Origin of the sequence: Streptomyces sp. ME02-8801-2C (assembly GCF_033793965.1) — a bacterium.
Lineage (GTDB): Bacteria > Actinomycetota > Actinomycetes > Streptomycetales > Streptomycetaceae > Streptomyces.
In genome coordinates, this window is sequence record NZ_JARAXP010000007.1 from 338069 (window position 1) to 351277 (window position 13209).

The window sequence follows — 13209 nt, forward strand, 5'->3', positions numbered from 1 at the left end:
GTTGCGGGATCGGCGACCGTACGTTGCGCACGGCCGGGATGGGTTGGTGCAGCGGCTACAGGACGTAGCCGTAGCGGCGCAGTAGCCGCAGTTCCTCGTCGCGGTCGTCATCCGCGATCCGGAAGATTTCCTCGGGCATCAGCCGCGGTGTGCGCGTCGAGCGGAAGTACCGCATGGACGTCGCGGCCCCATGCCGCTGGCCGGCGAACCGGCTCATCTGGTCTCCGGCCCGATCCCGGCTGCGGCCGTACACGCTGCGCCGGGTCGCGCCCTCGTGGGTGACCTGCAGGGTGCGGCGGTAGATGCGGGCGGTGTCCATGCCCCGGCGGGCGTTGACGACCTGTCCGATGTCACCGCCTGCGCGGATGGCCCGGGCGCCGGCCACGGTGAACACGCGCTGCTGCTGCTCCTTGTCGAGCTGCTCGAACAGCTTCTGCGGGCTTAGCACTTGGGGCCACTCATGCTCGCGCAGAGGCAGTGTCTGACAGTCGCAGTTCGGGTGCCGCAGGAACCCCTCGCTGTAGGTGTACATCTGGCCGGACAGGATGATGCACCGCGCGCAGGCGGGCAGCCGTACGACACGGACATACGCCACGCACGACGGGTTCACTGCCATGGCGACCTGGTCCGCAGTGCGCGCGGCGTCCGCGATCGCGGTTTGCACGTACATCGTCATGTCGACGAGCCCGCCGATCATCGCCTCCTCGGGCGGGAGGCCGGCCGCCAGGCGCCGCCGCACCCCGATGGACGGCAGGTACAGCAGCGTCTCGAGCGGTCCGCCACCCGGTGCTACGCCGGTGAACGCCGACGGGATCAGCGGAGGGATGAGCGTAGGGGAAAGCGCGGCCTGGGCGAGGGAGAGCGCGCCCTGGACCGCCATCTGCGAGGCGATGTACGCCTGGGCTGCGTCGGCGACGCTGGCCTGTCCGGCGACGGCCGCCGCGGCGATCGCCGCGCCGGGCTCGCCGAGCAGGTCCTCCTCGATCGTGGCGGCGGACAGCGTGCGCCAGATCTGCTGGATCTGCTCGATGATCGCCCGGATCGTTGCGGCGACCTGCTCGTACCGGGCCTGGCCCAGCCCCTCCGGTGTTTCAGGCGGCGTTGCCACCGGCCGCCCCCGTCACCGCAGGTTCCGGCGCGGGCTCCGGGTCCGGGTCCGGTGGCGGCTTCGTGCCGAACAGCGGCGTGACGTCGCCGCCTGCGATCCGCTGCACCGCATCCTGCGCGGCCTGCTCGTCGAGCTCCTCCATACGCTGGATCTGCACCTGCGAGAACCCGAGACGCTCCCGCGTCGGACGCAGCGGAACAATTTTCGCGGTGAACAGCTTGACCGCCGCGTCCGCGGACTGCGCCACCGTCGGGGTGGACGCGTCCCGCCAGATCGTCTCCAGCGCCCGGGCGTCGTCGGACCACTTGCCGTCCCGCACCCGCAGCACCAGCCGCATGACCCGCTCCCACGTCCCGCCCCACGCACGCTGTTTGCGCTCGGCCCGCTTGACCAGGCGGGTCTCGCTCGAGCGGATCGCATCCGCGCTGGCCGGGTTGGCGGTGCTGTAGCCGAGGAAGTGCGGCGGGATGCCCGACAGCGAGGCGGTGAGCTGGGCCAGCTGGTTGATCGTCGAATGGAAGTTGGAGAGCGACGCCTCCGGGAACTGCATGACGTCCGCGCCGTCTTCCTTGCGGCTCTTGGCCGTTGCCCAGATCCGTCCGGCAACCCGGGACCACACCGACATCCGCCGGCCGTCCTGGTCGACGAAATCTTCCTCGCCGAACCCGAACGCCACCCGGCGCGGCATGGCGTGGAACTCCGCCGAAATCATCATGTCGGTGGCGATCTTGCAGGCGGCGTCCGACAGCGGGATGACGTCAGCCAGCTCCGACACACCGTTACGGGCCTTCAGTCGCGGCCGGTTCGCGAGGACCTCCACCGGCAGCTCGCCCATGTTGTGGTCATCCCGCGGGTACTCGGGGTCCTCCGTCCACGGGCCGCCCTTCGCCTTCACCCACCAGATGGTTGAGTTCGGCAGGTACAGCGTGGCGTGGTCGACCTGGTCCGCGCCCTCGCCCACACACCACCGCTTGACCGCGGCGACCAGGCGGCGGGTGCGCGGGTCGTGCTCGGCGTACATGTCGAGCGCGGACTCGACGGTGACGATCGGCGTCTTCCCGTCGTCGGCGTTCGTGCCGACCACGACGTACGCGCGCTTCATCACCAGTGCATCGAGATGCCCTTGCTGGGACTGCTCGTCGAGGTCGTTGGCCTGCCAGATCCGCCACAGCTCGTCGTCCGCCTCCGCCTGCCCCGGGAAGCGGAAGCCCTCGACGTCCAGGCGCTCCTCGATGGAGTCGACGACCAGGCGGGGCCAGTTGATGACGACCTGGCGGACGTTGTCCTCAAGCTCCCGCTGCAGCTCGGGGTGCATGTACGACAGGGGCTGGGTGCCCTCGTAGTAGCTGTTGAGCTTCTCGAGCTCGCTGAGCTCCGACTCGTGGCACTTGATCAGGTGCGTGAGCCAGTCGCGCTCGCTCCGCCCATGCACCACAGCAGCGTCTTCATAGTCGTCCACGAGAAGTCCCGCCACGGGTCACCTCGCTTTCACCGCAGAACGATCATCTTGCCGGGCTTCTTCTTCGGCTTGGCCAGGCCGGCGGCGACCGCGTCACCGGCAGCCTCGTGCGCGAGGACCGACACCACACAGACGTCGATCTTCTGGTTGACGCTGGCCTTCTTCAGCACGTACCGCTTCGCCGGCCGCGCTGCCTTGCGGGCGTTGCCGACGTGCGCGGCCGTGGTCTCGCAGCCGTCGTGCACGAACGTCGTGTCCTTCTTCGTGACGTCCGTCAGCAGCCGCTCGCAGGCGGCGTGCATCTGCACCGTGCGCTGCGTGTACCAGCGCACGACCCGCTTCTCCCCGTGCTTCTCCGCCCAGCCGTCGACCTCGGTCTCCCAGTACGGCGGATCGAAGTAGCCGCGCACGACGTCGTAGGTCTCCATGACCTCGTCGAGTGCGGCGGCGACCTCGAGGCGGGGGACCTGGCCGTCGTAGTCCGCGGGGTCCCAGATCGTCTGCAGCTGATCGGGTCCGTACGTCGGGGTGAACTGGTAGCCGTCCAGGGTCTCCAGACGGATCGCGGTCCAGTCGTCGACGTCGGAGCCGTCGAACCCGAGGACCACCTGAGTCCCGGCCTCGATCTCCCGCAGCTGGGTGCGCAGCTGCCAGATTTCCTTGGCCAGCCACGACCCGGTGCCGGCCGTTACCCGGTTCCCGAAGAACCGCTCGGCCTGAGCGAGGTCCTTCTCGATGATTTCGGCGGCCTCGCCCTCGATGACGTCGAGGTCGACCCAGCCGCCTTTCCCGGCCGAGTCCCCGTACACCACCCGGTGGATCTTCCGGCGGTCCGCCTTCAGCTTGTACTGCAGCCGAGGATCGGCGAGCCGGTGATCCCGGTAGATGTCCTTCGTCCGCGACTCCGCAGTGCGCTGCGCGACCGAATCCTCCGACGGATCCCACGAGTTCGTGGTCTCCACCGAGCGCCCGCCCATGCCGGCCAGGCCTCGTCGCTGCGTCTCAGCGACCGACACCATGCCGGACGAGACGGTCCACAGACCGGTCTCGTCCTGGACCACGAACGTGACGCGCTGCCCCAGGCGGGTGCGGGCCCGGCTGGTGACCGGGTCGATGCGCCCACCGTTCGGCAGGTTGATCCGGGTCTCGCCGGTGTCCGGGATCAGGTCGGCGAGCGGCCCCAGCTCGATCATCGGGGTGAGCGCCGAGTAGACGTTGGCCGTCTGGTCCTCGGAGTTCGCCGTGATCTGGATCAGCGGGGTCGGCCACGGCCGGCCCATCGGGTCCCCGGGCTCGAACTCCCAGATCCACCCGCACCCACAGTCGTGGTCCCGGCAGTCGTAGACCTCGCCGCCCTCGGCCCAGTCGTCGAACAGCACCGGACCGACACCCTCGCCGCAGATCATCGCGGCGGAGAATGGGCCCTTGCCCCACTTCTGCGGCCTGACGAGCTGCGAGCGCCGGTACTGGAACGCGGACGCCTTCTGCCCCGGCTCGGCCTTGGCCTTCAGCCGGTAGTGGTGGACCAGGAAGGTCCACATCTCGTCCGTCAGCTTGTACGGCTCACCGGCCCGGTCGCCGTCCGGGATGACGCAGTGCCGCTCGATCCACTCGCCGACCAGCCATCCGAGGGAGGGGAACTCGCCGCGATACTCAGGACCCCGCCACGGCACGTGATGCCGCCATCCGCCTGAGACCGTCGTCGACCACTGTCCGGATCCGCGCCGCGTCGCGACGCAGCTCGAAGCCGGGCAGGTACACCACTTCGAAGTTCCGCATCCCGACGATCCGCGCGGGCGAACCCGCATGGATCACGCGGCGGCACGGCAGGCCGCGTTCGCGCCGCCATGCCGCAGTGTGCGCGGCGGTTGGGGAACAGACCACGTAGACCTGCGGTTCTGCGCTGTCCCCCTCGCGTCCCCGCTGCTGCCGACATTCAGGCCCAAGGGGGTGGACGCTGTGCGGCTGGCACGCCACCGGCATCTGGTCGGACATCATTCGCCCCCTGCCGCCGCGTCGGGGTCGACGACCCGCAGCCGACGCCGAGTGGACGACTGCTGCGTCCGCGCGGCCCGGGCCTGCCTGGTCTCGGCGACCTCGTCGGTGCCGACTTCCCACCGCAGCCGCAGCATGGACAGCGGCGTCAACCCCAGCCGGTCGGCCAGCTGCCGGGCTTCCTTCGCGGCGTCCAGGTCGCCGGCCTCTGCGCGGCTCTTCCACCTCACGTACTGCGCGACCTCACGCGTCCAGGACAGCCGCTGCCACATGGTGGCCTGCGGCGTCTTCCACAGCTCCCGCCACAGCACGCCCTCGATCTGCTGCTGGGCCTCCAGCTGCTTGGTCAGGATCAGCGCGGCCTCGCGCGCCGAGTCCGCCTTCTTCTCCGCCGCGACCTTCGCCCGGCCCGTGAGGTTCGGCTCGAGGAGAGCGAGTTCCAGGTCATCGGCCTTGCGTAGCGCCAGGTCCCGGCGGGCGGTCAGTACGACGTCGTCCATCAGCGGCCACTTCGGCGGCCGGCCTTTCCGCCCTTCGGCGGGGAGTTTCGTCGTCGCGACGGTGGCGTTGCGCCGACGTCGCTGTCCGGCCGGCTTCGGGGGAGGCCCGTTCCCTGCCATGGTCATCACTCCAGGTGAGCGCCATTGCGGCGCGTCGGCGCCCGGCCGTTGCGGCAGGGCGAGCGGGTGCGTGGCACGGGGGTGTTCGACGCGTCAGACGGGGATCCCCAGACCCGTACACAGACCGAGCGCCCTCCCCCGCGGTCTCCTGCGCGCACGCCCGCGCGGGTGCGCCCCCACCCCCGCGGCCGGGCAAACCCGCAGGTCAGAGCGTTGCGCTCTGGCCGTCGGGGTCGCCTGCAGGGCTCTGACCTGCGCGTTTGGCTCTGGGAGGTGCGAACGCTGTTGCCGGGCGCATGTGGAGCGAGGGTCGGAGGCCGTCGGCTGCCTCGGTGTCCCTTGGCGTGTCCTGTGCCGTCGCCCTCGCCTGTCGGTCAGGGTCAGAGCTGCTCGGCTGCCCAGCCTCCGGGCTGGTGCCGTGCGGTCTCGCTGCTGTGGCACGGGCCGCACAGCCCGCGGCCGTGGCGCGGGTCGTCGGCGTCCTCGCCGTCGGCGACCAGCTCGCGCCGGCTGCGTGGGTGATGGTCGGCGTGCTGGCTCGGTGCGCCGCAGGGTTCGCCGTGGTCGTGGTTGGTCTCGGTGCAGACGCACCACGGATCACGGGCGAGGACGGCGGCGCGGAAGGTGTTGCGGTGACGGCTGCCGTAGCCGCGCTGGGTGCTGGTGCCGCGCCGGGCTTCGGCCTCGGCCTGGCAGCCGGTGCAGCGTCCCCCGTTGGTGTACTCGGGGCAGCCTGGTGTGGGGCAGATGGACATTGCCCGTCTGGCCATGGTGACCACCTGCCCTTGGCTACGGTGTATGCGGTGCAGGACCAATGGGGGTCCTGGTGAGGGGGATGCGCAGTGGCCAGTGGGTGTCGTGACTGCCGGACGTGCACGATGAGTTTCATCGCGCGTCAGGGGCGTCACATGTTGTACCTGATCACGATGGCGTGGCTGATCAAGCCTGTGTTCCTGAAGTGCTGTCCGCAGTGCAAGCACATGATGGGGCGTCACCAGCGGCGCCGGGACGGCTCGTTCCAGGACTGAGCAGCGGCGTGCCGTGGCCGCGTTCTCTACGCGTACCTGCCGGGGATGCGGTCGGGGTCCGTGAGGAGCTCGCCTACGGCCGGCGGCCCGAACTTCGGGTAGTCGGCTTGGAACTCGAGTCGGACGTCGCCCGTGGTTCCGGTGACGTAGGCGCTGGTGTCGTTCGCGGGAATGTCCATGGTGTCCTGGAAGGCGAGGACCTGCCGAGCACCGATGGCCTCGGCTAGGTTCCCGTCGCCGATGTCCTGGTGGAAGCGTTCGGATGCTTCGTCGTCGCCGAGCTGGTCGATGACGACAACGAAAGGGGTCTCGTCGTCGCCGTTCGCGCGGCAGACGGTGGGGAGTTCGAGGATCTGGATGCGGGCCATGCGGGTTGCCTGCCTTCAGTCTGTGTCGACAGTGGATGTGTCGGTGTAGCCGCTGTTCTCGATTTCCTGGGCGGCGGTGACCATGCCGAGGCGGGTGATCCAGTCGAGGCCTTCGGAGCGGGCGCTTGCGAGGCTGACGGTTCCGTCGGCCTTGACGACTTTGAGGATCACGAAGGCGTCGGTGGGGAGGTCGCCCTCTTCGAGGTCGGCTTGGACTCCGAGGGCGTCGATGAGTTGCCCGATGTTCTGCTCGGCCATCAGACGCCGAAGGCGAGGAGCTTGAGTTCAGCGTTGTCGACGTCGACCTGCAGGAGGGAGCTGTAGTCGCCGGTGGGGAACGGGCCGATGTAGCGGCTGGTGGACTGCGCGATGCTGACGGTGCGCGGTGTGACGGCCTGGCCGTCGGTCAGGCCAGGCAGGCGCAGGGTGACCGTGCGGGACACGGTGGATCCGCTGTTGCGGACGAGGAGCACCATGCGTCCGTTGTTGGCGACGACGTGGTTGTTGGTGGCGTCGCCGGTGACTTCTGTGGGTGCGGCTACGCCGGCGCGGGTGATCTGGGTGACGGGCACGTTGACGCGGGGCACGGCGGCCTCCAAGAGGGTGTGGGTGACGGCGGGCGTCAGGGGGGTCTGGTCGTTGAGGCCGAGCGTGTGGAGGCGTCAGCTGGCGAGGCGTCGCACGGCGGCGGTGTTCTCGCGGGTGGTCCGTACGGCGGCGGCGATCTGCGCTTGGCTGTAGATGCGCCGGCCGTGCTCGTCCCTGCGGGGGTTCTGCAGGTGGCCGCGGCGCTCCCAGGAGTAGATCGTCTGGGGGCTGCCGTCGATGAAGGCAGCGGCTTGGCGGACGGTGAACCAGATGGTTTCGTCGGCTGCCTCGCGGCCCTGTGCGGGTTCGCGGTCTCCGTCGCGGGGCATTGGATCACCCCCGTGAAATGCGAAAACCCCCGCTCAGGCGGAGGCTGGTGTGGTGTGTGGGCACAACTGTGCTGCTGGCACCAGAGTATGCAGTGCTGGATCACCGGCTGTCCAGCATGAACGCCCAGGCCTCGCCGCGACCGGGGCGCGGCGAGGCCGAGGATCTGTGGACTCAGTGGGTGAGCAGGACGATGGCAGTCGCGTCGTCCCGGTAGCCGTCCTTGTCTTCCTGTGCGGCCGTGACGAGGGCGTCGGCGAGAGCTTGAGGGTCGGTCTCGTGCTCGCGTACCAGGTCCTCCAGCGCGCTGGCTTCGATCTGGTCGTGGACGCCGTCTGAGGTGAGGATGACCAGCTGGTCGCGGATGCCGGCTGTGTAGACCGTGCCGACGCTCGCGCGGGCAAGGGATGTCCGGAGCCAGTTGTCGTGCGCCCTCGCGATCTCCAGCGCCACTCCGTTGGCCCGGAGCTGCTTCCCAACGGTGTGGTCGTCGCTGTACAGCTCCAGGCGCTGGCCGTCCCATCCGTACGCCCGGGCGTCGCCGGTCCAGTTGACGACGGTGACGGGATCGCCGGGGATGGCCCGGGCCGCGACCGCGACGGCGTCCGCCTCTTGGCCGTCGGCTCCTGCGTCGGCGATCAGTTCGGAGGCGGTGAGGAGTCCGGAGAGCGCGCCGCGCCGGGCGCCGATGCGGGCGGCGACTTCGGCGAGGAGTGGGGCGGTGGCGGAGGTGTGGGGGCCGTGGCCGATGCCGTCGATGACGGCGGCTCCCACAGTGCCGTCCGCCAGGACGTACACCCGGGCGGCGTCGGCGTTGTCCTCGGCGGTGCCCTCGCGGGTGGCGTAGCCGGTCGTGATCAAAGCGGTGTCCTTTTCGTCGTACGCGGGCCCCGCCGCAGCCGGTTGGTGCGGCGGGGGCTGGCGTTCAGAGTGCCGGTGCTGGGTCAGCTGTGGTTGGGGTTTACGCCGTTCTGTTCGCGCATGGCGCGGTCGGACTGGGTGGTGAACTGCTGGCGCTGCTCGGGGGTCCAGGTGGTGGGGTTCTTCGGGAGCTGGCTGACGGTGGTCTGGAGGGCCTGGGTTTCGGGCTGGGTCTTCTTGCCGAATGCCATGCTGGTGTTCCTGTCTCGTGTGTCGGGATGGGTGACCGGGGCGGTCGGGATGCTTGGCGGCTGTCGGCCGCCCCGGGGTAGATGGCCTGGTAGATGCCAGGGAGATCGTGGGAGATGCGTCGGTAGACGTGCAGGTCAGGTGCCGGGAGACGGGCTGGGAGACGCCTGCGGCTCCTCGGGTGGGGAAGGGGTCTGCAGGTCCCTCCGGCGGACCCCCCAGGTCGGGATCCGGCCCACCTTCACGCGCCGGTCCAGGGGGATCCCCAGGAGCTCCAGATGGGCGCGCAGGTCCGCCACCTTGCGGCCCTCCCACTGGCCGTGCTCCTGGAGGTGTGCCAGGACGGTCCGCAGGTGCACTCCGTCGGCGCTCCCCATCACGTCCAAGAGCAGGGTGTGTACGGCCTCGACCGAGGGCGCGGCGGGGGCATCGGTGGTGGTCTTCGGGGGCGGCTTGCCGGCGCACCAGGCGGCGATCGTCCAGGTGGCGCTGAGCAGCCAGAGCAGGTTGGGTACGGCGCGGATGAGGCGCCACAGCAGGTAGAGGCCGAGGAGGAGTGCGGTGAGGCGGGCCCAGCAGCCGAGGGCAGCTTTCCAGCCGGTGAGGTCGGTGCGGCGGCCTCGTGCGACCCAGGCGGCGGTGCGGGTGGCGAGGCGGCGGGCGATGAGGGTGGATCCGGTGGCGAGCCGGTCAGCGGCGTGGGAGAGACGGCTCACAGGAAGTTTGCTCCCTGGACTGCGGCGGCCACGCCGTCTCCGGCCGCGTTGAGTGCGCCGGGCAGCCAGGCGAGCGCGCCGGCCACGCCGGCGGTCAGGCAGAGGTTGGAGCCGACGAATGCCCCTCCGACGATGCGGCGCTTGTCCTTCTTCCCGGCGGCCTTGTACGAGAGGAAGACGAGGAAGACGGCCAGGACCACGATGACCGCGCCGGTGATGCCCAGGCCGACGAGCTGGCCGCTGGTGAGGCCGCCGGTGGGGCTGGTGCCCGTGGCCGCTTGTCCTGTCTTACCTCCCGCCTCGTTGGCGATGCCGCCGGTTTTGGAGTGGGCCCAGCCCAGGATGCCGCCGGGGCAGGCGGCGGCGCAGGCGGCGGCGCCGAAGCCCTTCCCGAAGGCGGCGAGTTGTTTCGGGTCGCGGTTGCCGGTCCACCAGGGGTAGAGGTTCGCGGTGAGGACGAGGAGGGAGAGCAGCAGCCCGCCGACGGTCAGGGTGTTGGTCATCGGTCGACTCCGGTGAGCATGAGGATCGGGTCGTACCAGCTCAGGACGCCGAAGGCGCCGAGGCCGGCGGTGACGAGGAGGAAGCGGGGGACGACCTTCCCGGTGCGCCAGTCCAGGACCCAGGCCGCGGTGAGGGCGACCCCCGCGATGATGTACGCGGCGCCGATCCCTGCATCGGTGCGGGCCTGGTGGACGGTGTGGGACCAGATCCCGACGGGGCTCTGGCCTCCCGCCCAGGGCAGCAGCGCGGCGAGGACCGCGATGACCATGCGCCAGGTGACGAGCCAGTCCCACAGCCGTTCCCACCAGCGCGGCGCGGGCTCTTCCTCGGGTGCGACGAGGAGGATCTCGTGGACGTGGCGGACGACCAGCTCGCCGGGGTCCGGGGGTATCGGCGCGGGCGCTGGGATCGGCGCCGGGGGTACGGGCGGGGAGGGCGGCGGGGTCCGCCACGGCGGGAGCTCGCCGGGCTGCGGCGGCCGGGTGGGCAGCGGGGCGCCGGCGGGGATGATGCGGGTCGGGGTGATGGGGCGGTCGGTCATGACGGTCCTGTCGATGGGGTGGCCGAGGGGGCGGGCGCCGAGCCGGACCAGGTAGTGCCGTACGCGGCGCTCGTCCGGTTCCGGCTCGCGGCTCACGCGTGGAAGCCCGTTGCGTCACCGGTGCCGGGGCGCTGGAGGACGCGCGGTTCGCCGGCGGCCGGGGCGGCGGTCACCACTGGCTGCGGATGGCGATCACGGCCGCGATGAGCGCGGTGATGATGCCGGCGGCCCGGGACATGGCGCGGGTCTCGGAGTCGGGGTGGTTCCAGCCGGTGATCCCGGCGAGCATCCCGGCGGCGAGCGCGAGGTAGAGGACGTAGGCGACGGGCATGGTCAGGCCTTCCGGGCGGCTTCGGTGTCGAGGGCGGCGCGGATCCGTTCGGCGCGGGTCTGGCCGATGCCGAGCTCGGCCTTGAGGACACGGATCGAGGCGGGGCGCTGGCGGGTACGGCGGTGCTCGGCGTCGACGGCCCGGGCGCGGTCGAGTACCTCCGTGTCGCCTGTACCCGGCGCGTCCGGCCGGGGCGCGGGTACGGCAGGTACGGAGGCGGGTACGGGGCGTCCCGGGGGTACGGGTGTGTACTCGGGTACGGGTGCGGGCCGGGGTACGGCATGTACCTGAGTGCGGGTACGGGGCTGTGCGGCGGCGGCTTCGCGTTCCTCGAGGGCGCGGCGCTGGATGAAGGCTCCGGTGTCTTCGAGTCCCGTGGGTACGTCGGGTACGCGGGCGTGTACCTGGCTTCGGGTACGGGGGCTGCGGATCATCGCGGCGGGTACGGCGCAGGCGACGTCCCGGTGTACCCGGGCGTGGGTGGTGAGGTCGAGGTGCAGGCCACCGGCCACGTGCCCGATCGAGTGCGCCAGGGGTGCATCGGGTACGGGGGCGGCGGGTACGGCCGGAGCCGGGTTGTCCGCGGGCTCGGGCGTGGTGGTCAACGGGCGGGCGGGGGCGGGCGGTTGGGGCCGCTCGGGTACGGCAGGTACGGAGGCGGGTACGGGGTCCGGGTTGCCTGCGCGCAGGGCGATCCGTACGAGGGTGTCGGTGACGGGTACGCCGTACTCGGTGGTGATCGCTGCGAGTTCGGTGGGTGTCCGGTCGGGGTGCGCGGCCCGTACCCGGAGGATCGCGTCCATGGGTTCGAGGCGGCGGAGCTCCGCGCCGGTGACGCCGAGCGGGGTGGCCGGGTACGGGTCGGGTACGGGCTCGGAGATCCAGGGGGACGCGATGGGTACGGTGCGCAGTTCGGTGGCGGTGCGGCGTCCGGCGAGGAGTTGCATGAGGTGCTGGCGCTGCTCGGCGTGGACGGACGCGCCGGAGCGGGCGACGGACGCGGCGAGTGCGGCGCTGCCCCAGGGGCCGAGCCAGCGGCGGGAGGCGAGGCGTACGGCGCGGGCGGTTGCCCGGTCGCGGCTGATCTGTTCCGCGCTGCGGTTCCGGGTCGCGAGGCCGAGGTAGGACAGGAGGCGTTCGCGGAGCTCGGCGCCGATCTGTGCGGGCAGGCCGGTGGAGAGGGCGTCGGGTGTGGTGACGCGGATTTCCAGGCCCATGGCGAGGTGCCAGAGCAGGGCGGCCATGACGGGGCCGAAGACTGTTCGTACGGTGCCGCCGAGGAGACCGGACTCGGCGTAGGCGGGGATGGTCTGGACGCCGGTGATGCACCAGACGAGGACGCCGGGTACGCCCGGGGTGCCGGCGGTGGTGTCGGTGGCGGTGGCCTTCTTGTTGGCGCGGGCCATGACGGCGCAGGCCAGGAGGGCGATCTCCCCGGCGGCGAACAGGCCCAGGCGTTCGGAGTCGGCCATGCCGAGCTGGTGACCGGCGAAACGCCAGGAGGTGTCGCCGGAGAAGGCGGTGGCGACGGCGGCACCGAGGCCTGCGGTGAGGACGGCGCCGCTGGTGCGGCGTACGACGGTGACGGCGAGGGCGGTGAGGGCGGCGGCCAGGACGACGACGACGGTCGCGGCCGCCGTGGTCTGGTCGAGGGCCCATCTGGTGAGCTGGTCCCGGATCACGTGGGCTCCAGAAGAGTGACGGGGTGCCGGGCCCCGCTCGGGGGCGGTGGCGGGGCCCGGCGGTCAGGTGGCTACGGGGCGGCGATACAGGCCAGGGCCGTCAGCGACGGCTGGCGTGCACCTGCTTGGTCACCTCGGCGCAGAGGCGTGAGCTGCACGGGGCGAAGTCGTGCGTGATGCCGGCGTGCACGACGGTCTGGACGGCGTCCGTGACGGTCAGGGTGGGGTCGGCCGCCATGACGTCGCGCACGCGTTCGAGGGTCTCGGAGAGGAGCAGGGCGTCCATCAGCGGTTACCACCCTGGCTGCGGGTGAGGTTGCCGGTGGCGGCGCCGTGCTGGCGGGTGGCCTGGTAGGCGGCGCGGTCGGCGGCGGCCTGCTGCTGGAGGGCGGCGACGCGTTCAGCCTCGGTGGGCTGCTGCTGCCCGCTCATCCCAGGCTCCGGGCGGCCTGGCGGACGAGGAGGGCGTACTGGCCGCGCGTGACGTCGAGGGCGAGGGCCGGCATCGCGGCGTAGGCGCGGGCCAGGCTCTCGCGGGCGACGACGTCGGGCAGGGTGCGCAGGATCGTGTCGGCGGCGATGTCGGCGGCGCGTTCACGGACCAGGCCGGTCATCTCGTAGCTGTGGTCGAACTCGAGGACGCGGGCCAGGGTGATGAGGACCTGCGCGGCGTAGGACGGCTGGTCGAGGAGGACGCGGAGGCCTACGTCTACGGGGTCGGGCTGGGTAAGGTCTTGCATAGTCATTTCTCCTGGTGCTCAGGGGATTTGGCTGGCCCCGACGGGAGTTCGCACCTGCCGTCGGGGCCTTCTGTTGTTGCATCGCAAGACTG

19 protein-coding genes are annotated in these 13209 nt (G+C 71.1%); all 19 read right to left on the reverse strand.

Annotation, left to right across the window (positions count from 1 at the left end; genetic code table 11):
- Positions 1-55: 55 nt before the first annotated feature.
- The 19 genes from PV396_RS24455 to PV396_RS24545 all read right to left on the reverse strand — a co-directional run bounded on the left by PV396_RS24455 (position 56) and on the right by PV396_RS24545 (position 13117).
- Complete coding sequence (locus PV396_RS24455; RefSeq protein WP_319207949.1) at positions 56-1108, reverse strand: hypothetical protein; 1053 nt, start codon at positions 1106-1108, stop codon at positions 56-58.
- On the reverse strand, positions 1092-2582 hold the full coding sequence (locus tag PV396_RS24460) for a phage portal protein (protein WP_319207950.1): 1491 nt from the start codon (positions 2580-2582) through the stop codon (positions 1092-1094). The genes PV396_RS24455 and PV396_RS24460 overlap by 17 nt, the downstream gene beginning before the upstream one ends.
- 14 nt (positions 2583-2596) lie before the next feature.
- Positions 2597-4240, reverse strand: coding sequence for a hypothetical protein (locus PV396_RS24465; RefSeq protein ID WP_319207952.1), 1644 nt, complete (start codon positions 4238-4240; stop codon positions 2597-2599).
- Positions 4241-4561: 321 nt separating this feature from the next.
- Positions 4562-5188: a hypothetical protein gene (locus PV396_RS24470; RefSeq protein ID WP_319207953.1), complete on the reverse strand. Its 627-nt coding sequence runs from the start codon at positions 5186-5188 to the stop codon at positions 4562-4564.
- 374 nt (positions 5189-5562) lie between these two features.
- The gene (locus PV396_RS24475; RefSeq protein WP_319207954.1) at positions 5563-5952 is read right to left on the reverse strand and encodes a holin; all 390 of its coding nucleotides are present in this window, start codon (positions 5950-5952) and stop codon (positions 5563-5565) included.
- Between the two features lie 284 nt (positions 5953-6236).
- Positions 6237-6578 (reverse strand): hypothetical protein, encoded by a 342-nt coding sequence (locus PV396_RS24480; RefSeq protein WP_319207955.1) that lies wholly within the window; start codon positions 6576-6578, stop codon positions 6237-6239.
- A 15-nt stretch (positions 6579-6593) separates the two neighbouring features.
- Entirely contained in the window at positions 6594-6836 is a 243-nt protein-coding gene (locus PV396_RS24485; RefSeq protein ID WP_319207957.1) for a hypothetical protein, read from the reverse strand.
- Complete coding sequence (locus PV396_RS24490; RefSeq protein ID WP_319207959.1) at positions 6836-7165, reverse strand: hypothetical protein; 330 nt, start codon at positions 7163-7165, stop codon at positions 6836-6838. Before PV396_RS24490 ends, PV396_RS24485 begins: the two co-directional genes overlap by 1 nt.
- A gap of 75 nt (positions 7166-7240) precedes the next feature.
- Entirely contained in the window at positions 7241-7495 is a 255-nt protein-coding gene (locus PV396_RS24495; protein WP_319207961.1) for a MerR family transcriptional regulator, read from the reverse strand.
- 172 nt (positions 7496-7667) lie between these two features.
- On the reverse strand, positions 7668-8354 hold the full coding sequence (locus PV396_RS24500; protein ID WP_319207962.1) for a hypothetical protein: 687 nt from the start codon (positions 8352-8354) through the stop codon (positions 7668-7670).
- An 83-nt stretch (positions 8355-8437) separates the two neighbouring features.
- Positions 8438-8605, reverse strand: a complete 168-nt coding sequence (locus PV396_RS24505; RefSeq protein ID WP_319207963.1) for a hypothetical protein — start codon at positions 8603-8605, stop codon at positions 8438-8440.
- Between the two features lie 135 nt (positions 8606-8740).
- A complete protein-coding gene (locus tag PV396_RS24510) occupies positions 8741-9319 on the reverse strand; it encodes a hypothetical protein (protein ID WP_319207966.1) in 579 nt (192 codons plus the stop codon).
- Positions 9316-9822 carry a hypothetical protein gene (locus PV396_RS24515; protein ID WP_319207968.1) on the reverse strand — a complete coding sequence of 169 codons (507 nt, stop codon included), beginning with the start codon at positions 9820-9822 and terminating at the stop codon, positions 9316-9318. The genes PV396_RS24510 and PV396_RS24515 overlap by 4 nt, the downstream gene beginning before the upstream one ends.
- Positions 9819-10460, reverse strand: a complete 642-nt coding sequence (locus PV396_RS24520) for a hypothetical protein (protein ID WP_319207970.1) — start codon at positions 10458-10460, stop codon at positions 9819-9821. Before PV396_RS24520 ends, PV396_RS24515 begins: the two co-directional genes overlap by 4 nt.
- 73 nt (positions 10461-10533) lie before the next feature.
- Positions 10534-10695 carry a hypothetical protein gene (locus PV396_RS24525; protein WP_319207971.1) on the reverse strand — a complete coding sequence of 54 codons (162 nt, stop codon included), beginning with the start codon at positions 10693-10695 and terminating at the stop codon, positions 10534-10536.
- 2 nt (positions 10696-10697) lie between these two features.
- Positions 10698-12377 carry a hypothetical protein gene (locus tag PV396_RS24530; RefSeq protein WP_319207972.1) on the reverse strand — a complete coding sequence of 560 codons (1680 nt, stop codon included), beginning with the start codon at positions 12375-12377 and terminating at the stop codon, positions 10698-10700.
- Positions 12378-12477: 100 nt separating this feature from the next.
- Positions 12478-12663 carry a hypothetical protein gene (locus PV396_RS24535; RefSeq protein WP_319207973.1) on the reverse strand — a complete coding sequence of 62 codons (186 nt, stop codon included), beginning with the start codon at positions 12661-12663 and terminating at the stop codon, positions 12478-12480.
- Positions 12663-12809 carry a hypothetical protein gene (locus tag PV396_RS24540; RefSeq protein ID WP_319207975.1) on the reverse strand — a complete coding sequence of 49 codons (147 nt, stop codon included), beginning with the start codon at positions 12807-12809 and terminating at the stop codon, positions 12663-12665. Before PV396_RS24540 ends, PV396_RS24535 begins: the two co-directional genes overlap by 1 nt.
- Positions 12806-13117 (reverse strand): hypothetical protein, encoded by a 312-nt coding sequence (locus PV396_RS24545; RefSeq protein ID WP_319207976.1) that lies wholly within the window; start codon positions 13115-13117, stop codon positions 12806-12808. Before PV396_RS24545 ends, PV396_RS24540 begins: the two co-directional genes overlap by 4 nt.
- Positions 13118-13209 lie beyond the last annotated feature (92 nt).

Coding starts and splice junctions, on each gene's coding strand:
- PV396_RS24480 (WP_319207955.1), bottom strand. CDS start 6,578: ATGGCCCGCATCCAGATCCTCGAACTCCCCACCGTCTGCCGCGCGAAC.
- PV396_RS24535 (WP_319207973.1), bottom strand. CDS start 12,663: ATGGACGCCCTGCTCCTCTCCGAGACCCTCGAACGCGTGCGCGACGTC.
- PV396_RS24545 (WP_319207976.1), bottom strand. CDS start 13,117: ATGCAAGACCTTACCCAGCCCGACCCCGTAGACGTAGGCCTCCGCGTC.
- PV396_RS24470 (WP_319207953.1), bottom strand. CDS start 5,188: ATGACCATGGCAGGGAACGGGCCTCCCCCGAAGCCGGCCGGACAGCGA.
- PV396_RS24515 (WP_319207968.1), bottom strand. CDS start 9,822: ATGACCAACACCCTGACCGTCGGCGGGCTGCTGCTCTCCCTCCTCGTC.
- PV396_RS24475 (WP_319207954.1), bottom strand. CDS start 5,952: ATGGCCAGACGGGCAATGTCCATCTGCCCCACACCAGGCTGCCCCGAG.
- PV396_RS24505 (WP_319207963.1), bottom strand. CDS start 8,605: ATGGCATTCGGCAAGAAGACCCAGCCCGAAACCCAGGCCCTCCAGACC.
- PV396_RS24485 (WP_319207957.1), bottom strand. CDS start 6,836: ATGGCCGAGCAGAACATCGGGCAACTCATCGACGCCCTCGGAGTCCAA.
- PV396_RS24525 (WP_319207971.1), bottom strand. CDS start 10,695: ATGCCCGTCGCCTACGTCCTCTACCTCGCGCTCGCCGCCGGGATGCTC.
- PV396_RS24495 (WP_319207961.1), bottom strand. CDS start 7,495: ATGCCCCGCGACGGAGACCGCGAACCCGCACAGGGCCGCGAGGCAGCC.
- PV396_RS24540 (WP_319207975.1), bottom strand. CDS start 12,809: ATGAGCGGGCAGCAGCAGCCCACCGAGGCTGAACGCGTCGCCGCCCTC.